The sequence below is a fragment of the Sinorhizobium fredii USDA 257 genome, from assembly GCF_000265205.3.
GTDB lineage: Bacteria > Pseudomonadota > Alphaproteobacteria > Rhizobiales > Rhizobiaceae > Sinorhizobium > Sinorhizobium fredii_B.
Window position 1 is genome coordinate 987,047 of the sequence record NC_018000.1, and the last position, 20,781, is coordinate 1,007,827.

Here is a 20,781-nt window from a genome sequence, read left to right on the forward strand (position 1 = left end):
CGCTGCAGGAAGGATCTTTTCTCATGAAGCACGAAAGCAAACCGGCATTTTCTTATCCGGTAAAGGTGGGGCATATTTCGGCCAATCCGGTCGGGGTGCATCTGTCCGCCAACGAGGCCGAGCGGCGGGCGCTCGCTGCCCTTTGGAAGGTCAACGAGGTCCGCTCGCTTGCCGCCGATCTGCAGATCGGACGCTGGAAGAAGGATGGCGTGAAGATCAAGGGCGAGGTGCGGGCCGAGCTCGTCCAGACCTGCGTCGTCACGCTGGGCCCTGTCGAGGCGGAGATATCCGAGCCGGTCGAGGCGATCTTCGTGCCGGAGGGCTCCCGCCTGGCGCGGCAAGCCGACAATGACGGCGGCGAGATGATCCTCGATCCGAGCGGTCCGGACATTCCCGATACCTTTTCCGGCGATACGATCGACGTCGGCGTGGTCGTCAGCGAGCAGGTGGCGCTTGCGATCGATCCCTATCCCCGCAAGCAGGGCGCGGTCTTCGGCGAGCGCATCGAAAGCTCGGCGGCAGACGACAAGCGGCCCAATCCGTTCGCGGTCCTGAAGGATTTGAAAAAGGATTGAAACGGAATCGGCCGGGCTTACAATTCGGTTGTCACGCAGACGAAAAGCAGTATTTTGGCCCGACTTCAGCCGAGGGGGCCGTGGTGCCGACGCGCTGCCATTCTGGCCCAAGTGTCAGAAGGAGAGACGAATCGCCGTTGCGTATGGATTGCGCAGGGGCGGAATGCGTCGCGTGGCGGGAAAAAGGGATAAGACACGCGTGGTCAGAATTTCACTTGACGTTATGGGAGGCGACTATGGTCCGGAGGTCGTCATCCCCGGCGCAGCCAGAGCGCTCGAACGTCACCCGGACATAAAGTTCGTCCTGTTCGGCCAGGAAGCGCTCTGCGCCGAACTGCTGGCCAAGTACCCGAAGCTTCAGGCAAGCAGCACTTTTCAAGATTGCGAAATCGCCGTCGGCATGGACGAGAAGCCGAGCCAGGCGCTGCGGCGCGGCCGCGGCAAGTCGAGCATGTGGAACGCGATCGACGCCATCAATGCCGATGAAGCCGATGTCGTGGTCTCGGCGGGCAACACCGGCGCGCTGATGGCCATGTCGGTGTTCTGCCTTCGCACGATGCGAGGCATTCAGCGTCCGGCGATCGCGGCCATCTGGCCGACGCTCAAGGGCGAGAGCATCGTGCTCGATGTCGGTGCGACGATCGGCGCGGATGCGCAGCAGCTCATGGATTTCGCGCTGATGGGCGGCGCCATGGCCCGTGCGCTGTTCGAGGTCGAGCGTCCCTCCGTCGGGCTGCTGAATGTCGGCGTCGAGGAGATCAAGGGCCAGGAAGAGGTCAAGGAGGCCGGCCGGCTCATTCGCGAGGCCAATATCGAGGGGATCGACTACTACGGTTTCGTCGAGGGCGATGACATCGGCCGCGGCACGGTCGACGTGGTGGTGACCGAGGGCTTTTCCGGCAACATCGCGCTGAAGGCGGCCGAGGGCACCGCCCGCCAGATCGCCGAATATCTCCGTGCCGCCATGTCGCGCACGCTTCTAGCGAAGATAGGCTATGTCTTCGCCAAGGCTGCTTTCGACCGAGTGCGCGAGAAGATGGACCCGCGCAAGGTCAATGGCGGCGTATTCCTCGGGCTGAACGGCGTGGTCATCAAGAGCCACGGCGGCACGGATGCGGAAGGCTTCGCCGCCGCGATCGACGTCGGCTACGACATGGTGAAGAACGGCCTGAAGGCCAAGATCGAGGCCGACCTGGCACGCTACCACGGCGCCGAGCCGACCGAAGCCCTGCCGCCGGCATGATTGAAGAGGTTTGATTAGATGATCCGTTCTGTCGTTCGCGGCTTCGGTGCAGCGCTGCCGAAGCGAGTGATGACCAATAAGGAAATGGAATCCAAGGTCGAAACGTCCGACGAATGGATCGTGCAGCGGACCGGCATCCGCCAGCGCCACATCGCCGGCGAGGGCGAGACGACCGCCTCGCTCGGCGAGGGCGCGGCGCGCGCGGCGCTCGAGCGGGCCGGCATGACGGCAGATGATCTCGATCTCATCATCGTTGCGACCTCGACGCCCGACAACACCTTCCCGGCGACCGCAGTCAATATCCAGAACCGCCTCGGCATGCGCCATGGGGCGGCCTTCGACCTGCAGGCGGTCTGTTCCGGCTTCGTCTATGCAGTCGCCACGGCCGATGCCTATATTCGCGGTGGTCTCGCCAAGCGCGCCCTCGTTATCGGTGCCGAGACCTTTTCGCGCATTCTCGACTGGTCGGACCGCACCACCTGCGTGCTCTTCGGTGACGGCGCCGGCGCCATCATTCTCGAAGCACAGAAGGGCGACGGCACCAATGCCGATCGCGGTGTGCTGACGGCGCAATTGCGCTCCGACGGCATTCACGGCGACAAGCTCTATGTCGATGGCGGCCCCTCGACGACCGGTACGGTCGGTCATCTCCGCATGGAGGGGCGCGAGGTCTTCAAGCATGCCGTCGGCATGATCACCGACGTGATCGAGGCAGCCTTCGAAGCCACGGGAACGTCATCCGACGATGTCGACTGGCTGGTACCGCATCAGGCCAACCGCCGGATCATCGACGGTTCGGCGAAGAAGCTGGGCATTCCGAACGAAAAAGTTGTGGTGACCGTCGACCTCCATGGCAACACGTCGGCGGCCTCCATTCCGCTGGCGCTCGAGACAGCCGCCTCCGACGGCCGCATCAAGAAGGGTGATCTCGTGATGCTCGAAGCCATGGGCGGTGGCTTCACCTGGGGTTCCGTTCTCATCCGCTGGTAAAAAAATTGAATGACCGCAGGCGCTTGACCGAAAAAGGCAAGGGCAATAGTCTTCAATCGCTGATCGGCATGCCAGACATCGGTGGGGGAAGATGAGCGGAAAAACAGTAACGCGAGCAGACTTGGCTGAGTCGGTTTTTCGCAAGGTCGGTTTGTCTCGGACGGAGTCTGCCGAGCTGGTGGAGACCGTCATCGACGAGATCTGCAACGCAATCGTGCGTGGCGAGAGCGTGAAGCTGTCTTCTTTTGCAACCTTTCAGGTGCGCGACAAGAACGAGCGCATCGGTCGAAACCCCAAGACGGGCGAGGAGGTGCCGATCTCGCCGCGCCGGGTGATGACATTCAAGGCCTCCAACGTGCTGAAGCAACGGGTCCTGAAGGCGCATCTCAGCCGAAAGGCCAAGCAGAAGCAGACCGGAACGGCCTCCTGAGGCACAGCCGCAACCACAAATGTGGTTGAAAACCCATCCATAAGCCATTGAAATGGGCCTGATTCGTGCGATCATCGCGCAATAATCCAGTCATGCGGTCGCTAATTTAGTATCGCATGAACATGGAAATGGGGACGACATGGAAAAAAGCCCGGACGCCTTTCGTACCATCAGCGAGGTCGCAGACGAACTCGACCTGCCCCAGCATGTGTTGCGGTTCTGGGAAACGCGTTTCCAGCAGATCAAGCCGATGAAGCGTGGCGGCGGCCGGCGCTACTACCGGCCCGAGGACGTCGATCTGCTCAAGGGCATTCGCCACCTGCTCTACGATCACGGCTACACGATCAAGGGCGTGCAGAAGCTTCTGAAGGCCAATGGCAACAAATTCGTCGCCGCGATCGCGAGCGGCGATCTCGCCACCGTCGAGGCGCTTGCGGCGTCCAGCCACGAAGAACCGCCGGCGCCGAAGATCGGGGTCGCCGACGAGGATCAGATCGTCGGCCGCCCCAAGGCTCCGGCAAGCCGACGCTTCTTCTCGTTCGGCGCCGGCGGCGACGATGCGGAAATTTCGATCGGCAAAACCTCCGTCGGCAAGGAGGACCGGGCGCTCCTCCAGGAAGCGCTTTACGATCTCTTGGAGTGCAAGCGCCTGCTCGACCAGGTGCGGTAGCGGATCGTCCTCTCACCATTAGAGCCGTCCATGGGGAACTCGTTCGCCCCGGGGCGAACTGCAGCTGACGCGCCTGGTTCAACAGATTTGATGGCAGTTCCGCCGCCACGGCGATATCGCCGAAGAGCAGCTCGGTTTCCGCGATCATGCCCTCGTCCAGTGGGCCGGGTTCGCTCGGGTTGAAATCACCGAGCAGCACAAGCAACGTCTCGATTCATCGTCGTAGATCGTCGGCGAAGCCGAGGAGACGCCCGGTGATCCGGAGCCGCTTGCCAAACACGAATGGGCGAGGCTCAAGGCCAATGACAGCCTTGAATATCGCAACTGTCACTCGTCGGCGGCGATGGACCTTTCCAAGCAGACGCAGCGCGCTGCCGAGATACATACGCGCTACCTGCTGCCCGGGAGGGCCACCTGCATCGACTGCCAAAAGGGTATGCCCACGAACTACCGAACATGCAGGGTGTCGCGCCCGGCTGGAAGCTGCCGCCCGAACTCGAAGGAGAGACGCTGCCCTCGACATCCGCCATCGATGACCTGAAGCGGGCCATGAATGACATCCACAGGACAGTCCTTGCGAACTGAGGTCGTCAATCCCCCATCATGGTGTTCGCGTGGGCTCCGGTGACCTTTTCCAGGGTCCGCCGCGCTTGGCATGGGCTTTACCGCGATCACAACTTCCGGAGTCTGGACGAGCGCGACGTTGGTCGGCTTGCCCTTGCAAAATATACCGCCGTTTGAGTTGTATTCCGGACGGTGGTGGATCACCGAGGTGATAGCGGTTCCAGTCCCGTCGCATTGACAGGCGAGCCGCGGTCGCCACAGTCTGAGGAAATCCGCAAGATCTACCGCAAGACGCATCCTCCGACGATGCCGCGGATGGAGTATTTCCGCGCCCTCCTGGCGCTGCAGGCGGAACTGATCAAGCTCCAGGACTGGGTCGTCTATCACAAAGAGAAGGTCGTCGTGGTTTTCGAGGGCCGGGATGCCGCCGGCAAGGGGGGCGTCATCAAGCGCATTACGCAGCGGCTCAATCCGCGCGTCGCGAGGACCGTTGCGCTACCGGCGCCCTCCGATCGCGAGAAGACCCAATGGTATTTCCAACGTTATGTGCCGCATCTGCCCGCCGGCGGCGAGATCGTGCTTTTCGACCGCTCCTGGTACAATCGCTCCGGCGTCGAGCGCGTCATGGGTTTCGCGACAGAAGATGAGGTCGAGCAATTCTTCAACGACGTTCCCGCATTCGAGCGCATGTTGGTGCGCTCCGGCATTAGGCTTGTCAAATACTGGTTCTCGATCGCCGACGAGGAGCAGCAACTGCGCTTCCTGATGCGCATCCACGATCCGTTGAAACAGTGGAAGCTCTCGCCGATGGACCTGCAATCGCGTGTGCGCTGGGAAGCCTATACCAAGGCCAAGGAAGAGACCTTCGCCCGCACCAACATCCCGGAAGCGCCGTGGCACATCGTCGAGGCCAACGACAAGAAGCGGGCGCGGCTCAACTGCATCGACCACCTCTTGAAGCAGTTCCCTTATGAGGAGGTGCCGCACGAGGATATCAGCCTGCCGGAGCGGATATTCAATCCCAACTACGAGCGAATGGTGCTGCCGCCGGAGCTCTACGTACCGTCGAAATACTGATCGACCGGTGTGCGCCAGCGCGATGTCACGCCTGCGCCGACACGGGCTTGTCATCGATCTGTGAGAGACTTGGTGTCCCTGCCAGACACGGCTTTGCTATTGTGTTGCTTTTCAAAGAGATGGCGCGATGGACGTGGATCACCGCACAGATTTGCTCTCACTCTACCCGGACGAAATGCGCATGCTTCGCGAAATGTTCGATTGCGCCCTGGTCGAGCGCCAGTGGAGCAGCAATTGCGAGGCGGCGGAAGCGCTCGCCGCGCGGATCGCCGATCTCCATCAAACCGGTGTCCAGGATGCCGACGATCTCCTAGCGATGATCCGCCGGTTCTGAACCTGGTTCAGACTGCGCCTTGGTCAACGACAGCGGCCGTTACGAGTCCGGCAAACGGGGGCCCACGCCCTCCTTCGGCCAGCGACTTGCACCCCGCAGCCGGAGCCGCACTGGACCATCGACGCCTCTGTCGAGGATGTCTGGCGGGTGTTTAGCGCCCCCGAGACCTGGCCGGGCTGGTGGCCCTCGGTAAAGCAGGTCACGCTTGTGCGCCTAGGCGACGAGGCCGGCATCGGCGCCGTGCACCGGATGAAATGGTCCACGGCGTTGCCCTATGACTTGGCCTTCGACATGGAAACGACCAGGATCGAACCGATGTCGCTCATCGAGGGGAAAGCTTCGGGTGAACTCGAGGGTACCGGTCGATGGACGCTTCGGCGCGACGGCGCGAAATGCAATGTCCGCTACGACTGGATCGTCAAGGTGACGAAACCCTGGATGGTCAGACTTGCATTCATCCTGAAGCCTGTTTTCAGCTGGAACCATGCGATCGTCATGGAACGCGGTCGGCGAGGTCTGGTGCGTCGCCTGGCCGGTGATCGCTGAGACTCCCGGGCGGCTATTCCTGGGTTTTATCGGCATTTCCTACAGCGCCGTGCGTCCTTTCAGACGCACAAAGGACGCTGTAGCACCTTGAATTGCTGCGGCGGCGCTTCGCTCGGTGCTGCCAGCAAAAATCCTACGCGAATCCTATTTCTTTCCTCTTGAGGCTCTCTCGAACCTTTATGCGGTTCGGAGCCATATTCTCGCCAGGTTTCAACCACCCGCCGCATCGCCTCGATCTTGCGGCGGGGATGCGCACGCCATCGCGATCACCTGCCGGGTGGCCCGGCGCTGCCTCGGGGTGACCCACAGTCAGTAGAACAACACACAGGGATCATCGTCATGGACATTGTCGTTCTCGCAATAGCCATCGTGTTTTTCGCTTTATCGTTTGCCTATGTCAGGGCTTGCAGCAACCTCTAGTCGCGGAGCGGAAAGATGCTCGTTGAATACACCCTCGGGGGCGCAGTGACCGTATTCCTCCTCGTCTACCTGACCTACGCCCTCATTCGTCCGGAGCGGTTCTGATCGCCAAGGCATCATGTTCGGAAAGCCATACCCATGACTATCAACGGATGGATTCAGATCCTTGTTTTCTGCGGGATCGTCACCTTGCTGGTGAAGCCGCTCGGCGGCTACATGACGCGTATCTTCAGCGGCGAGCGCACGCTTATTTCATGGATCTTCGGTCCGCTCGAGCGCGGTCTCTACGCCGTCGCCGGTACGAGCGAGCGGGAGGAACAGCATTGGACGACCTATGCGGCCGCCCTACTGTTCTTCAATCTGGCAGGGTTCCTGCTGCTCTATTTTCTCCAGCGCTTTCAAGGCGCTCTGCCGTTCAATCCGGCCGGCATGGCCGCCGTCCCGCCGGAACTTGCCTTCAACACCGCTGCCAGCTTCATGACCAATACGAACTGGCAGAATTACGGCGGCGAGAGCACGATGTCCTATCTCGTGCAGATGGCCGGCCTCACCGTCCAGAACTTCGTCTCGGCGGCGACCGGTATCGCCATTGCCGTGGCTCTGATCCGCGGGTTTTCCCGGGCATCGGTCAAGTCGATCGGCAACTTCTGGGTCGACCTGACGAGAGCCACGCTCTACATCCTGCTGCCGCTCTGCGTGGTGCTGACACTCGTCTATGTCTACCTCGGCATGCCCCAGACGCTCGGCGCCTATCTCGAAGCGACGACGCTCGAAGGGGCGCAACAGACGATCGCCGTCGGCCCGGTCGCGTCACAGATCGCCATCAAGATGCTCGGCACCAATGGCGGCGGCTTCTTCAATGCCAACGCCGCCCATCCGTTCGAGAATCCGGACGCGATCTCCAATCTCATCCAGATGGTGTCGATCTTCGCGATCGGAGCGGCGCTCACCAACGTCTTCGGCCGCATGGTCGGCAACCAGCGTCAGGGCTGGGCGATCTTCGCGACCATGGGCGCCCTGTTTCTCGTCGGCGTCGTCGTCTGCTACTGGGCCGAGGCAGCCGGTAACCCGCTCGTCCACGCGCTTGGTCTTGAAGGCGGCAACATGGAAGGCAAGGAAGTCCGTTTCGGTATTTCCCTGTCTGCCCTCTTCGCCGTCATCACCACGGCGGCCTCCTGCGGCGCCGTCAACGCGATGCATGACAGCTTCACGGCGCTCGGCGGGCTCATCCCGCTGATCAACATGGAGCTCGGCGAGATCATCGTCGGCGGCGTTGGCGCGGGCTTCTACGGCATCCTGCTCTTCGTTGTGCTGGCGATCTTCGTGGCCGGCCTGATGGTGGGTCGCACGCCGGAATATCTCGGCAAGAAGATCGAGGCGAAGGAGGTCAAGATGGCGGTTCTTGCCATCCTGTGCCTTCCGCTCGCGATGCTGGTCTTCACGGCGATCTCGGTCGTGCTGCCGGACGCCGCGGCGTCGATCGCCAATCCCGGTCCGCACGGCTTTTCGGAGATCCTCTACGCCTACACGTCGGCGGCCGCGAACAACGGCTCTGCCTTCGGCGGCCTGACCGGCAATACGGTCTGGTACAACCTCACGCTCGGCGTCGCGATGCTGATGGGTCGCTTCCTGGTCATCATCCCAGCCCTGGCAATCGCCGGCTCGTTGGTGGTCAAGAAGACCGTACCCGCTTCCGCAGGGACGTTCCCGACCGACGGAGCGCTCTTCGTCGGCTTGCTCAGCGGTGTCATCCTGATCGTCGGCGGCCTGACGTTCTTCCCGGCTCTCGCGGTCGGCCCGATCGTCGAGCATCTCGCCATGCTCCTCGGGCAGACCTTCTGACGGTGGCGCCATGGCTCACGTAGTCCGCCATTCACGCAAACCGTTCCATCCCCGCGCCGAGCACCTGGCGCGGGGAGAAGCGCCACCGCCACGGGTCTCGACCATCCTCTGCCTGATCCTCGGCGGGATGACGCTGCTCGTGCTGATCGGCAAGGCGTTGACATATTTGTTCGCAGCAACCTGACCGATCGCGGTGCGTTCGAAACATCCAACTGGAGTCTCCAATGAGCCAGTCCAAATCCACGAGCATCATGGACGCTCGCATCCTCATACCCGCCATCGGCGATGCCTTCCGGAAGCTCAATCCGGAGGCGCTCGCCCGGAACCCGGTAATGTTCGTCGTCGCCGTCGTCTCCGCTTTGACCACCGTCCTGCTTCTCCGTGACCTGATCACGGGCGGCGGGAACATCGGCTTCTCGTTCCAGATCGTCGTCTGGCTTTGGTTCACCGTGCTTTTCGCCAATTTTGCCGAAGCGGTGGCCGAGGGACGCGGCAAGGCGCAAGCGGAATCGCTGCGGCGGACGCGCACGGAAACCCAGGCGAAGCTGCTGAAGGGCGATGATATCAGGAACTTCAAGATCGTGCCCGGCACGAGCCTGAAAGTCGGCGATGTCGTGCTTGTCGAGGCCGGGGACATTATCCCGTCGGACGGCGAAGTCGTCGAAGGCGTCGCCTCGGTCAACGAGGCGGCCATAACCGGCGAATCCGCGCCGGTGATCCGCGAATCGGGCGGTGACCGGTCCGCCGTCACCGGCGGCACGCAGGTGCTTTCCGACTGGATCCGAGTCCGGATCACCGCGGCGTCCGGCTCGACCTTCATCGACCGCATGATCGCGCTCGTCGAAGGCGCCGAGCGGCAAAAGACGCCCAACGAGATCGCGCTCAACATCCTGCTTGCCGGCATGACGCTGATCTTCGTTCTGGCGACGGCGACGATCCCGAGCTTCGCCACCTATGCCGGCGGCTACATTCCCGTGCTCATTCTCGTGGCGCTCTTCGTCACGCTGATACCCACGACGATCGGCGCGCTTCTGTCGGCGATCGGCATTGCCGGCATGGACCGGCTGGTGCGCTTCAACGTACTTGCCATGTCCGGCCGTGCCGTCGAGGCGGCAGGCGACGTCGATACGCTGCTGCTCGACAAGACCGGCACCATTACGCTCGGCAATCGCCAGGCCACGGAGTTCAAGCCGGTTCGAGGCGTCACCGAGCAGGAATTGGCGGATGCCGCACAGCTTGCGTCGCTCCCCGACGAGACTCCGGAGGGCCGCTCCATCGTCGTGCTCGCCAAGGAGAAATACGGCATCCGCGCCCGCGACATGGGAAGCCTGCATGCCCACTTCGTGCCGTTCACGGCGCAAAGCCGAATGAGTGGCGTCGATTTCGACGGCTCCAGCATCCGCAAGGGGGCGGTCGACGCAGTTCTTCATTATGTCGATCGTACCACTGTCGCGAGCATCGATGGTACTGCGCGGGTGGCCGTGCGTGAACCGCAGGCAGCCCGCGAGCTCCAGGCGATCGCCGACGAGATCGCCAAGGCGGGCGGTACGCCCCTTGCCGTGGTCAAGGACGGCCGACTACTCGGTACCGTCCATCTCAAGGACATCGTCAAAGGCGGCATCAAGGAGCGCTTCGCCGAATTGCGCCGCATGGGCATTCGCACCGTGATGATCACTGGCGACAATCCGATGACGGCTGCGGCGATCGCGGCGGAAGCGGGCGTCGACGATTTCCTGGCTCAGGCCACACCCGAGAACAAGCTCAGCCTCATCCGCGAGGAACAGGCGAAAGGCAAGCTCGTGGCGATGTGCGGCGACGGCACGAACGACGCGCCCGCGCTCGCCCAGGCGGATGTCGGCGTCGCCATGAACACCGGCACGGTGGCGGCGCGTGAAGCCGGCAACATGGTCGACCTCGATTCCGACCCGACGAAGCTCATCGAGATCGTCGAAATCGGCAAGCAATTGCTGATGACGCGCGGCGCCTTGACGACCTTCTCGATTGCCAACGACGTCGCCAAGTACTTCGCCATCATCCCGGCGATGTTCCTGGCTTTCTATCCGCAGCTCGGCGCGCTCAACGTCATGGGCCTGAAGACGCCCGAGAGCGCAATTCTCTCGGCGATCATCTTCAACGCGCTCATCATCGTCGCGTTGATACCGCTTTCGCTGAAGGGCGTGAAATATCGGCCGATCGGCGCAGGCGCGCTGCTCTCGCGCAACCTGCTGATCTACGGCCTCGGCGGCATCATCGTTCCCTTCATCGGCATCAAAGTGATTGACGTCGTCATCACGACGCTCGGCCTCGCATAAGGATCGATCCCATGTGGAAGCAAGTAAAACCCGCGATCGTCATGATCATTGCACTCACCATACTGACTGGACTGGTCTATCCGCTCGGAATGACCGGCATCGCCCAGGCCCTGTTCCCGCATCAGGCGAACGGAAGCCTGATCGAGAAGGACGGGAAAGTCGTCGGCTCTGAACTGATCGGTCAGGCCTTCACCAACGACCGGTATTTCCAAGGTCGGCCCTCCGCCGCCGGCGACGGCTACAACGCGGCCGGTTCCAGCGGCTCCAACCTCGGTCCGACCAACGCGAAGTTGATCGACCGCATCAAGGCCGACGCCGAGGCGCTGAAGGCGACGAACCCCGCTGAGCCGGTACCGATGGACCTGGTGACGACGTCGGGCAGCGGCCTCGATCCGCATATCTCGCCCGAGGCGGCCTATTTCCAGGTGCCCCGCGTCGCCAAGGCGCGCGGTCTCGACGAAACCGCGGTCAAGGCGCTGGTCGACGGCCATATCGAAGACCGGGAACTTGGCTTCATGGGCGAGCCAACGGTCAATGTCCTGGCATTGAACCTTGCGCTTGACAGCTCTGCTGCTCAATAACGGAATGGGCTGAGGCCGACACGGTCCCAGCTTCTGACCGCGAGGGGAATGCCAATCCATGCCCGACGAAAGACGCGACGTCGATAAAAGGCCATCGCCCGACGCTCTCCTCGAGAATGCCGAACGCGAGGCCCGCGGGCGCCTGAAGATCTTTCTGGGTGCTGCTCCGGGCGTGGGGAAGACCTACGAGATGCTGGTCTCAGGCCGGGCGCGGAAGTCCGACGGCATCGACGTCGTCATCGGCATCGTCGAGACCCATGGCCGCCAGGAGACCCAGTCACTTGTAGGCGGCTTCGAGTTCATTCCCCGCCGCAAGGTCGAGTACAAGGGCCGCATCCTCGATGAAATGGACCTCGATGCCATCCTCGCGCGACGTCCGCAACTGGTCCTCGTCGATGAGCTGGCGCACACCAATGCAGACGGGAGCCGCCACTCGAAGCGCTACCTGGATGTGGAGGAAATCCTCGCCCAGGGCATCGATGTCTATTCGACGCTGAATGTCCAGCATATCGAAAGCCTCAACGACATCGTCGCGCAGATTACCCGGATCCGGGTGCGTGAGACGGTGCCCGACTCGATCATCGACCGCGCCGACGACGTCGAGATCGTCGATCTAACCCCCGATGATCTCATCAAGCGCTTGCATGAGGGAAAGGTCTATCTGCCGACGACGGCAAAGCGGGCGATAGCCAATTACTTTTCTCCCGGCAATCTGACAGCTTTGCGCGAACTGGCGCTGCGACGCACCGCCGAGCGCGTCGACGACCAGCTTCTGAGCCACATGCAGGCGCATGCGATTCCCGGTCCCTGGGCGGCGGGAGACCGCGTGCTTGTCTGCATCGACCATGATCCGCGCGGCGCCGCCCTAGTCCGCTACGCAAAGCGGCAGGCGGACCGGTTGCGGGCACCCTGGGCCGCAATTCACGTCGAAACCTCCCGATCCATCAACATGCCCGACGCCGATAAGGACCGGCTGGCTTCGTATCTGCGGCTTGCCGAGCAATTGGGTGGCGAAGCCATGACCATTCCGGGACAGAGCGTGGCGCGCGACATTCTCCGGCATGCTGCGGCCCACAATTTCACGCATGTAGTAACGGGAAAACCGAACAAGCCGCGCTGGCGGGAGCTAATCGAAGGATCGGTATCGCATGACCTGATCCGGCACGCCGGCGAGATCAGCGTGCACGTGGTCTCCGGCGTGGAGCGCGCCCCGCCGCGCTCAAGGGGCGTGAAGACCGCGCCGCCGCCGCAACAGGTCAAGCTTCAGCCCTATCTGTTCAGCACGCTCTACATCTCGATCGCGCTTGCGTTCGGCGCGCTGCTCGACCAGGTTCTGGACGTCCGCAATCTGGCACTCGTGTTCCTGATTGCCGTTCTCACCTCGGCCGTGACGGCGGGCCTCGGCCCCGCGCTCTATGCCTGCGTTGTCAGCGCGCTGGCCTTCAACTTCTTCTTTCTGGAGCCGCGATACACGCTGACGATCCGCGACCCGGAGAGCGTGCTGGCGCTGGTCTTCTTCCTGGTCGTCGCGGTTACGGCGAGCAACCTGACGGCGCGTGTTCAACGGCAGGCGGCTGCGGCCCGGCAGCGTGCCAGGACGACCGAGGACCTTTATCTCTTCTCGAAGAAGCTCGCCAGCACCGGAACACTCGACGACGTGTTGTGGGCGACAGCGCATCAGATGGCGTCGATGCTCAAGGTTCGCGTGGTGATCCTTCTGCCCGAGGACGACTCGATTGCGGTCAAGGCAGGCTACCCGCCCGACGATACGCTCGTCGACGCAGACATCGCCGCGGCGCGTTGGGCATGGGAAAATGATCGGCCGGCGGGTCGCGGCGCCGACACGCTGCCGGGAGCCAAGCGCCTTTACCTGCCGCTGAGGACCGGTCGCACGGCCATCGGCGTCGTCGGTCTCGACAATGACAGGCAGGGACCACTTCTGACTCCGGAACAGCAGCGGCTGTTCGATGCCCTGGCAGACCAGGCTGCGCTGGCGATCGAGCGGGTGCAGTTGGTCGCCGACGTGGACCGGGCGCGTCTGGCCGCCGAAGCGGACAGGCTTCGTTCCGCTCTTCTCACGTCGATCTCCCACGACCTCAAGACGCCGCTGGCGGCCATCATGGGAGCGGCCGGTACGTTGCGCGACTACTTCGGCGCGATGCCGGAGGACGACCGCACGGACCTGCTTTCGACGGTCGTCGACGAGTCGGAGCGGCTCAACCGCTTCATCGCCAATCTGCTCGACATGACGAGGATCGAGTCCGGCGCGACCGAGCCGAACGCCTCCTTCCAGTATGTCGGAGATGTCGTCGGCACGGCGCTTCGCCGGGCCGGCAAGATGCTGGCGCGACACAAGACGGCGATCGACATCCCCGCCGACCTGCCGATGCTGAGGCTCGACTCCGTCCTCTTCGAGCAGGTGCTGTTCAACCTCCTGGACAATGCGGCCAAGTATGCCCCGCCAGGCTCGATCATCAGGATTCGCGCGTGGGTCGATGGAAGCGCCGTTACCCTTCAGGTCATGGACGAAGGTCCCGGTATTCCGAGCGGTGATCTCGAGCGTGTGTTCGACAGTTTCTATCGCGTCCGCAAGGGCGATCATGTGCGCGCCGGCACCGGTCTCGGGCTTTCGATCTGCAGGGGCTTCGTCGAGGCTCTGGGCGGAGCGATTTCGGCGGGCAAGAGAACGGATGGCTCGGGAGCGGTCTTTACCATCACGATGCCGATCCCGACCGACACGCCAAAGGTGGAAGATCTGACATGACGGTCTTAAACGTGAAAATACTCGTCGTGGATGACGAGCCCGCGATCCGAAAGCTGCTTAGGGTTGGGTTGACGAGCGAGGGCTATGCGGTGATCGAAGCGGTCAATGCCAAGGATGCGATAAGTCTGGTCGCTAAAGAGCAGCCGGATCTGATCCTTCTCGACCTCGGCTTGCCGGACATGGCCGGCCACGATCTCCTGGCGAAATGGCGGAGCGACGCAGTGGAACTGCCAATCGTCGTGCTTTCCAGCCGGACAGACGAAACCGGCATCGTCAAGGCGCTGGAAATTGGTGCCGACGACTATGTCACCAAGCCTTTCGGAATGAAGGAGCTTGCAGCGCGCATCCGCGTCGCCCTCCGGCACCGGCTGCAGCAGCAGGGCGAACGGGCCATTTTCAAGACCGGCGAGCTTTCCGTCGACCTGGTGAAGCGGATCGTCAAGGTGGCGGACAAGGAAGTCAAGCTGTCGCCCAAGGAATACGACATCCTGCGCATCCTCGTGCAGTATGCGGGCAAGGTCATCACGCACCAGCACCTCTTGAACCAGATCTGGGGCGGATCGACCGACGTTCAGTATCTGAGAGTTTATGTGCGCCAGCTTCGCCAGAAGATCGAGCGCATCCCGGACCAGCCCCAATACATCACCACGGAAACCGGCGTCGGCTATCGTCTTCGCGAAGCGGAACAGAATTGAGTTGCCGCTTGTCACCATCGTTCGGGACGCGAGTGCATCATGAACATATCTGAAATTCTCACGCCGGAGCGCATCGTCATCGATCTCGCCGCCGCGTCGAAAGTACAGCTCCTGCATCGCTTTTCGGAAAGCGCGAGCGGCGCGCTCGGTATCGACGAGAGCGAGATATTCCCGCGCGCTGAGCAACCGGGAAAGTCTTGGTTCGACGGGAATCGGCGAAGGAATTGCGATCCCGCATGCACCCATTCGCGGGATCGCGGCTCCGTTCATCCTCTTCGTTCGCCTCAAGAAACCGATCGATTTCGAATCCATCGATCACATCCCGGTCGACATCGTCTCCTTCCTGCTGACACCCACCGAAGGCAACGCCTCGCACTTGAATGTTCTGGCCGCGATCGCGAGAAAGCTGCGTTCGCCCAAGACGCTGAGATCAATACGAGCGGCATCGGAGCCGGAGGAAGTCTATCTCGCGCTCCTGGACGAGGGGCACGCTGCCGCTACAGAATGAAGCGGTGTCTATTTTCGGAGCTTGGAACATCTTTCTCGTGCTTCAGGGCAAACTTGACCCCGCCGGAACAGAAGACGCACTCGGCGTCGAAAACAAAGATGGGTCGCTCATCCGGAAAGGGCGGGAGCGCCGGGTCGTTCTTGTAGCTGTAGCGGTCCATCGCTCGCCATTCTGCGGTTATCGATCTTCCAGCCTGTATCATAGCTGGGGCTGCTTGCCACGCATTGACCTTCGAGTGTTGTCCACGACGTCGCTTTCACTTCGGCAACTGTTGCTCTATGACGACCGGACGGAAGCGCGGGGAGGAAGATGAGAAAACTTGTCGCTGGCAAGCTTCACGGAATTTACGTGACCGAGGCCAACCTCAACTATCATGGCTCGATCACCCTGGACCCGGATCACTGCGAGGCGGCGGGAATCCTGCCGATGGAATTCGTCGAGATCTGGAACAAGAATTCCGGCGCGCGCCTTTCGACCTACGTCATTCTCGGCGAGCGCGGCTCGCGCTGTTGCATTTTGAACGGCGCGGCGGCGCGGACCTGCCAGCCCGGCGATCAGGTCATCATCTGCAACTCGGTCTATCTCGACGAGAGCCGTATTACGGACTTGAAGCCGAAGGTGCTGACGTTCGATGAGAACAACCGCATTCGCGATCGCTTGACCTACTCGGTCGAATTCGATCAGCAGGGCCGATACACGTTCAGCATACTCGATGAAGATGATCGGAGGCAGCCGATTCCGCTTCCTGTCGCCGGCGCATAGTCGCTGCGGGGCATGTGCGGGCCTGCCTCAGGATGAGACCTCCACGGCAAGCCAGCTGCGGAATGCTTCCAGCGGCGGATAGTTGGCCCGCGACCGCGGCCACACCAGCCAATAGGTGCCGGAACCCGGAACCGACCGCTTCAGGAGCGGCACAAGGCGCTTCTCCTCTATCTCGATGTCAGCGAGATAGTCGGGAAGCAAGGCTATTCCGAGCCCTGAAATAGCGGCCTGCGTCATCGTCGCGAACTGATCGAGCAGCATTCCCGTTACGCTCGGCGCCTCGGCGCCTTGCGCGGCGAACCAGATTCCCCAGGCATTCGATCGTGTCTCCAGCTGCAAGAGCGGCAGGCCCGCCACGTCATGAACGGTGCGAACCGGGTGTTCGGCCAGGAGTGCCGGAGAAATGCAGGCGGTCAATCTTTCCTCAAACAATTTCATGTGCCCTGCATCGCGCCAATCGTCCGTGCCGAAATGAATGGCTGCGTCGAAACCCTCGGCGGAAAAATTGAATCGCTTGAGCCGTGTCGCGAGGTTGATCGTCACACCGGGATGCTTGGTGAGAAATTTGCCGAGCCGCGGCGCCAGCCACCGCGTGCCGAAGGCTGGCAGGATGGCGAGCGACAGGGCGCCGCCGCCCGGATTGGCTGAAAACTCCATGCTGCCGCGCTGAATGAGATCGAGCGCCCGGGTGACGTCCCGTCCATAGGCCTGGGCGGCTTCGGTCGGGATGAGCCGCTGCCTGTGGCGCTCGAACAGCGGCCTTCCCAACTGCTCCTCCAGGCTCTGGATGAGGCGGCTGACGGTGCTTTGCGTCAGACTGACCTCGCGTGCCGCCGCCGAAATCGAGCCGGTTCGCAACACAGCCTCGAAGGCCGACAGGAGGCTGATGGAGGGGAGAAAGCGGCGCGGGCGCATCTAGTTTATGTATTCGATGAATGATTCTTCGGCAAGGTACGGTTCTTTCTTCAGCAGGACAATCGTTATCTACATGGAAAGCCAATTCGATGTCGTTCTTCATCGAAACGGTGAACACCTACGAGGACATGCACGGCATCCATGCGCTGATCCTCGGCCGAGCCCAGACCGGCATTCAGGAATTCTTCTGATAGAGCGGGATGCGGAAATTGTGCACGGTTTTCCGCCCGCATCCCGCTCGAACTTCTCAAAGAGCGATCACGAGCGCGCGCGACTTCCGAAGCGGGCAAGCAGCAGCGAAAGCCGGGGTCAATGTGTGACGTGCGAAGCGGCCGACATCAATTCATCGGGGTTCAGCGCTCGGCATACGTTCCGGCCGTCGTCTTCAACTTCCGTGTAGCTCCAGCGCACTACCCCCTCTCGATCGAGCAGGAAGTGGCCGACTAGCTGGATATGGCCGGCGATGCTTACCTGCTGATCGGCTTCTGTGATTTCATAGCCATCCTTCTTGTTGAGAAGGTCGCCGGCTGCTACCGGGTTCATCGGTTCGGGCAGTTCTCCCGGCCCCTCGACCCTCATTGCCATGACCGCGTCCATTCCGACCTTGGATGGCCAGTCGGTTTCATCCTCGGTGAACTCGACGATGGGTAGGCCGAAGGCGCGGTGCGAGGCGCGTGCCGGATCGGATGCAGCAAGAAGACCGGCTATCGGATGGTAACGGAAGTAGAGACGTGCCCGTTCGACCGGGGTGTTTACCACCGCCAGGGTTTGCACGCCTTTCGCGCGCAGCGCCGGATTGAGCTGCGCCATCGCCGCGACATGGCGGCGGCAGAACGGACAATGCAGGCCTCGAAACAGACCGACCAGCAACGGGCTGCGGCCGCGAAAATCATCAAGTGCGATTTTCCCCTCCCGCAATATCGCATCCAAGACGACGTTTGGAGCTTGATCGCCCGGTTGCAACGGGTGATCGACATGATGCGTAGACATTGGACAACCTCCTCGCCCCAGGGATCGGCAGAGAAAAGACAGTACGGCAGGTGTTTCGAGGTCGCTGTAGGGGCCCGATCTCTCGTCTGCCGCAAAGCCAGGATCCGATCTCAGAATGGGCCCACATTGGTCGACGAGCAAGCGATAAACAACACCGCGTGGTCCGCGCCCTGATCTCCTTTCGAAGGTAAATCGTGACGAGCAAGGTCACTAACGGGGTGGATGTGTCCTAAATCGGCTACGATTTAAGGAAGCATGCAGCAGGCGGAACATTCCTGAACTGGCGTGGTTATCGAGACCGTCTGAGCGAGGATACCGCCAAATGGTCGATCTGCCGGGAAATCGCGGAAGCTGTTGGGTGGCCGGCGCCGGCCCGACGGGCTATGCTGCGCTCGATGGCTCGATCCATGCCGAAACGGTTGTCGTTGGAGGCGGGATCGTCGGGCTTACCGCAGCGCTTCGCCTTTGCGAGGCCGGACGATCCGTGATCCTTGTCGAGGCGCTTGAGATCGGCAGGCAGGTGACGGGCCGGTCGACGGCAAAAATCACGACGCAGCACGCTTTGATCTATCGCCATCTCATCGACACCCTGGATGTGGCGAGGGCGCGCAGCTATGCCGAGGCGAATTTGGCAGGAGCCGCGCTGATCAAGGACTGGGTTCGGGACTATGCCATCGCTTGCGATCTGGAACAAAAGGATGCCTATACCTATGCAACAAGCGCGGAGGCACGCGAAGCGATTGCCGCCGAGGCAGAGGCGGCGCGCCGGGTCGGGCTTGAAGCACAGGTGCTCGATCGCGCACCGCTGCCTTTTGAGACCACAGGCGCGCTTCGCTTTGCCGACCAGGCGCAATTCAACCCGGCGAAGTATCTCGTCGGGCTGGCACATGCCCTGGTGGACCGCGGCGGTCGCCTATTCGAACACAGCCGAACGGTATTGATAGGCGAGGCGAGCCGATGGCGCGTCGTTACCGCTGGCGGGACGGTTCATGCGGAACACGTGGTCGTCGCGACCAACATGACGGTCAAGAGCCCGGTGGGCATGGCGAACCGCACGCAGCCGCGATGCCATACCGCCATGGCCTTCCGCGTCGGTGAGCCGCTCGTCGTCGACGGCATGTTCATCGGCATCGACGATCCGACGCATTCGATACGGACCGGCTCGGATGGCACGGGTCCACTACTTGTCGTGCTGGGTTCGAAATTCAACACCGGCCAGGATGGGAACGTCGCGGCACGCTTCATCGAGTTGGAGGAATGGGCGCGTCAAAACCTGCCGGTCGGCGATGTCGCCTGGCGCTGGTGCAACGAGGACTACGACACTGCTGATCGGGTGCCCTTCGTCGGCGAACCCGATCCCGAGAAGGCTCCGGGCTTCCATATCGCCACCGGATTCAACGCCTGGGGCATCAGCAACGGAACCGCGGCCGGCATGATGATCGCGGACACGATCCTGGGCCGCGCCAGTCCCTGGCGGGGCCTATATGATCCCACCCGGCCCTACCCCAAGGAGTTTCACAAGAATGGCGACAGCCAGTCGATCGTCGGCAGCACGGACGACATACGGCCCGGTGAAGGCGGGGTCATCCTGAGGGGCGACGAGAAGATCGCGGTTTGCCGGGATAGTGATGGGTCGCTCAACGCTGTCTCCGCGTCCTGCACGCATAAGGGCTGCACGGTCACCTGGAACAATGCCGATCACACCTGGGATTGCCCCTGCCACGGCTCGATCTTCGCGTCGGATGGATCGGTGATCCATGGTCCTGCCCGCAAGCCGCTTGCTCCGGCGGAACTGTAGCGCGGCCTGCCGGCAGTCCTATCGGCCGGGCGGCGTCGCCGTATCCCTTCGCCGACAACGTCAGGCGCGGGCCGATCCTTTTGCACGACGATCGAGAATAATTCTAAGTCTGGCTTCGCTGTGGGCCGGGCCGGCGCGCTCGCCGGTCTTTCGTTCCTCCGGCCGCGGTCGCCAATCGGCATCCTCCCCCAGCGCGTCTTTCGCCTGCGGTCCATCCAGGCGATTAAGCAGCGCGATAATCATCTCCCGGTCGCTGACGCCGCTGTCGGAAGACAGATAGTCCCATAGGTCCCTTCGACAGTCCTCGATAAGCTTTCTCAATTTCTCCGGGTTCATCGGGTGCCTCAAAAGGAAAGCTAGGCAGGGACGTCCCGGAGCGGTGCAGAAGGGCGATTGGCAACCGCTCCGGGACTGTCGCACGGCGGCGGCGGGGGATAGCCGTGGTTCCGCGGGTGCTCATCTTTGAGTATGTATTGCGAGCAAACACTCGGCAACGGGTCTAAGACCTTTGATCCTCCGACCCGGACTAAGGTCCTAGTTTAAGGAGCCCATTGGTCGGCAGCGGGTGCTGATAGTTCCAGCTCGACGCGCATACGAAGATTTGACGATAAGGTGGGGTTATCGCCACAATCGGAAATTCCAACTTAAACTAATGGAGCCGCTTGGCTATGGTGCCGACAGATGGAACTGCTATCACGCGCGTCGGTGCAGCGGCTAGGTCTATCGTCCACCCTTCGGAACGAGTGACGTCTTGATGACTGACTC

21 protein-coding genes and 2 pseudogenes are annotated in these 20,781 nt (G+C 62.0%); 19 read left to right on the forward strand and 4 right to left on the reverse strand.

All coding sequences use genetic code 11. The features are described 5' to 3' along the window. Positions 1-23: 23 nt before the first annotated feature. The 17 genes and pseudogenes from USDA257_RS04605 to USDA257_RS33495 all read left to right on the forward strand — a co-directional run bounded on the left by USDA257_RS04605 (position 24) and on the right by USDA257_RS33495 (position 15,551). The gene (locus tag USDA257_RS04605) at positions 24-575 is read left to right on the forward strand and encodes a YceD family protein (protein WP_014761721.1); all 552 of its coding nucleotides are present in this window, start codon (positions 24-26) and stop codon (positions 573-575) included. Positions 576-774: 199 nt separating this feature from the next. Further along, on the forward strand, positions 775-1,818 hold the full coding sequence (gene plsX, locus USDA257_RS04610) for a phosphate acyltransferase PlsX (protein WP_041413915.1): 1,044 nt from the start codon (positions 775-777) through the stop codon (positions 1,816-1,818). A gap of 18 nt (positions 1,819-1,836) precedes the next feature. Continuing rightward, positions 1,837-2,808 (forward strand): beta-ketoacyl-ACP synthase III, encoded by a 972-nt coding sequence (locus tag USDA257_RS04615; RefSeq protein ID WP_014761723.1) that lies wholly within the window; start codon positions 1,837-1,839, stop codon positions 2,806-2,808. 91 nt (positions 2,809-2,899) lie between these two features. After that, on the forward strand, positions 2,900-3,238 hold the full coding sequence (locus USDA257_RS04620; protein WP_014761724.1) for an integration host factor subunit alpha: 339 nt from the start codon (positions 2,900-2,902) through the stop codon (positions 3,236-3,238). Positions 3,239-3,377: 139 nt separating this feature from the next. Beyond that, a complete protein-coding gene (locus USDA257_RS04625) occupies positions 3,378-3,908 on the forward strand; it encodes a MerR family transcriptional regulator (RefSeq protein WP_014761725.1) in 531 nt (176 codons plus the stop codon). A gap of 268 nt (positions 3,909-4,176) precedes the next feature. Next, positions 4,177-4,493: pseudogene (locus USDA257_RS04630) on the forward strand (NapC/NirT family cytochrome c); the annotation flags it as partial. 213 nt (positions 4,494-4,706) lie between these two features. Next, positions 4,707-5,549 carry a polyphosphate kinase 2 gene (gene ppk2, locus USDA257_RS04635; protein WP_080605519.1) on the forward strand — a complete coding sequence of 281 codons (843 nt, stop codon included), beginning with the start codon at positions 4,707-4,709 and terminating at the stop codon, positions 5,547-5,549. 127 nt (positions 5,550-5,676) lie between these two features. Beyond that, positions 5,677-5,883 (forward strand): hypothetical protein, encoded by a 207-nt coding sequence (locus USDA257_RS04640; RefSeq protein ID WP_014761728.1) that lies wholly within the window; start codon positions 5,677-5,679, stop codon positions 5,881-5,883. 147 nt (positions 5,884-6,030) lie between these two features. Next, positions 6,031-6,429, forward strand: a complete 399-nt coding sequence (locus tag USDA257_RS04645) for an SRPBCC family protein (RefSeq protein ID WP_014761729.1) — start codon at positions 6,031-6,033, stop codon at positions 6,427-6,429. 435 nt (positions 6,430-6,864) lie between these two features. Next, positions 6,865-6,954, forward strand: a complete 90-nt coding sequence (locus tag USDA257_RS04650; RefSeq protein WP_037430321.1) for a K(+)-transporting ATPase subunit F — start codon at positions 6,865-6,867, stop codon at positions 6,952-6,954. A 33-nt stretch (positions 6,955-6,987) separates the two neighbouring features. Further along, a complete protein-coding gene (kdpA, locus tag USDA257_RS04655) occupies positions 6,988-8,691 on the forward strand; it encodes a potassium-transporting ATPase subunit KdpA (protein WP_014761730.1) in 1,704 nt (567 codons plus the stop codon). A 10-nt stretch (positions 8,692-8,701) separates the two neighbouring features. Then, entirely contained in the window at positions 8,702-8,875 is a 174-nt protein-coding gene (locus USDA257_RS37025) for a hypothetical protein (protein WP_014761731.1), read from the forward strand. 40 nt (positions 8,876-8,915) lie between these two features. After that, positions 8,916-11,003: a potassium-transporting ATPase subunit KdpB gene (gene kdpB, locus USDA257_RS04660; protein WP_014761732.1), complete on the forward strand. Its 2,088-nt coding sequence runs from the start codon at positions 8,916-8,918 to the stop codon at positions 11,001-11,003. 11 nt (positions 11,004-11,014) lie between these two features. Continuing rightward, entirely contained in the window at positions 11,015-11,584 is a 570-nt protein-coding gene (kdpC, locus tag USDA257_RS04665) for a potassium-transporting ATPase subunit KdpC (RefSeq protein WP_014761733.1), read from the forward strand. A gap of 58 nt (positions 11,585-11,642) precedes the next feature. Beyond that, complete coding sequence (locus USDA257_RS04670) at positions 11,643-14,348, forward strand: sensor histidine kinase (RefSeq protein WP_014761734.1); 2,706 nt, start codon at positions 11,643-11,645, stop codon at positions 14,346-14,348. Further along, positions 14,345-15,043 (forward strand): response regulator transcription factor, encoded by a 699-nt coding sequence (locus tag USDA257_RS04675; RefSeq protein WP_014761735.1) that lies wholly within the window; start codon positions 14,345-14,347, stop codon positions 15,041-15,043. The genes USDA257_RS04670 and USDA257_RS04675 overlap by 4 nt, the downstream gene beginning before the upstream one ends. Positions 15,044-15,221: 178 nt before the next feature. Next, on the forward strand, positions 15,222-15,551 hold the full coding sequence (locus USDA257_RS33495) for a PTS sugar transporter subunit IIA (RefSeq protein ID WP_228676916.1): 330 nt from the start codon (positions 15,222-15,224) through the stop codon (positions 15,549-15,551). Here the strand turns inward: USDA257_RS33495 and USDA257_RS37585 are convergent. After that, positions 15,547-15,711: pseudogene (locus USDA257_RS37585) on the reverse strand (thiol-disulfide oxidoreductase DCC family protein); the annotation flags it as partial. The gene USDA257_RS33495 and the pseudogene USDA257_RS37585 sit on opposite strands and share 5 nt — an antisense overlap. A gap of 149 nt (positions 15,712-15,860) precedes the next feature. Between USDA257_RS37585 and panD the strand changes: the two are divergent. Then, complete coding sequence (panD, locus tag USDA257_RS04680) at positions 15,861-16,313, forward strand: aspartate 1-decarboxylase (protein ID WP_014761738.1); 453 nt, start codon at positions 15,861-15,863, stop codon at positions 16,311-16,313. 27 nt (positions 16,314-16,340) lie between these two features. On the opposite strand, the gene USDA257_RS04685 is transcribed toward panD, so the two are convergent. Together USDA257_RS04685 and USDA257_RS04690 are read right to left on the reverse strand one after the other, a co-directional pair. Beyond that, on the reverse strand, positions 16,341-17,228 hold the full coding sequence (locus USDA257_RS04685; RefSeq protein ID WP_014761739.1) for a LysR family transcriptional regulator: 888 nt from the start codon (positions 17,226-17,228) through the stop codon (positions 16,341-16,343). Between the two features lie 309 nt (positions 17,229-17,537). Then, complete coding sequence (locus tag USDA257_RS04690; protein ID WP_014761741.1) at positions 17,538-18,218, reverse strand: redoxin domain-containing protein; 681 nt, start codon at positions 18,216-18,218, stop codon at positions 17,538-17,540. Between the two features lie 322 nt (positions 18,219-18,540). Here USDA257_RS04690 and USDA257_RS04695 point away from each other — a divergent pair, with 322 nt between their 5' ends. Then, positions 18,541-20,016, forward strand: a complete 1,476-nt coding sequence (locus USDA257_RS04695) for an FAD-dependent oxidoreductase (RefSeq protein ID WP_014761742.1) — start codon at positions 18,541-18,543, stop codon at positions 20,014-20,016. A gap of 60 nt (positions 20,017-20,076) precedes the next feature. Here USDA257_RS04695 and USDA257_RS04700 read toward each other — a convergent pair whose 3' ends face one another. Then, entirely contained in the window at positions 20,077-20,352 is a 276-nt protein-coding gene (locus USDA257_RS04700; protein ID WP_014761743.1) for a hypothetical protein, read from the reverse strand. Positions 20,353-20,781 lie beyond the last annotated feature (429 nt).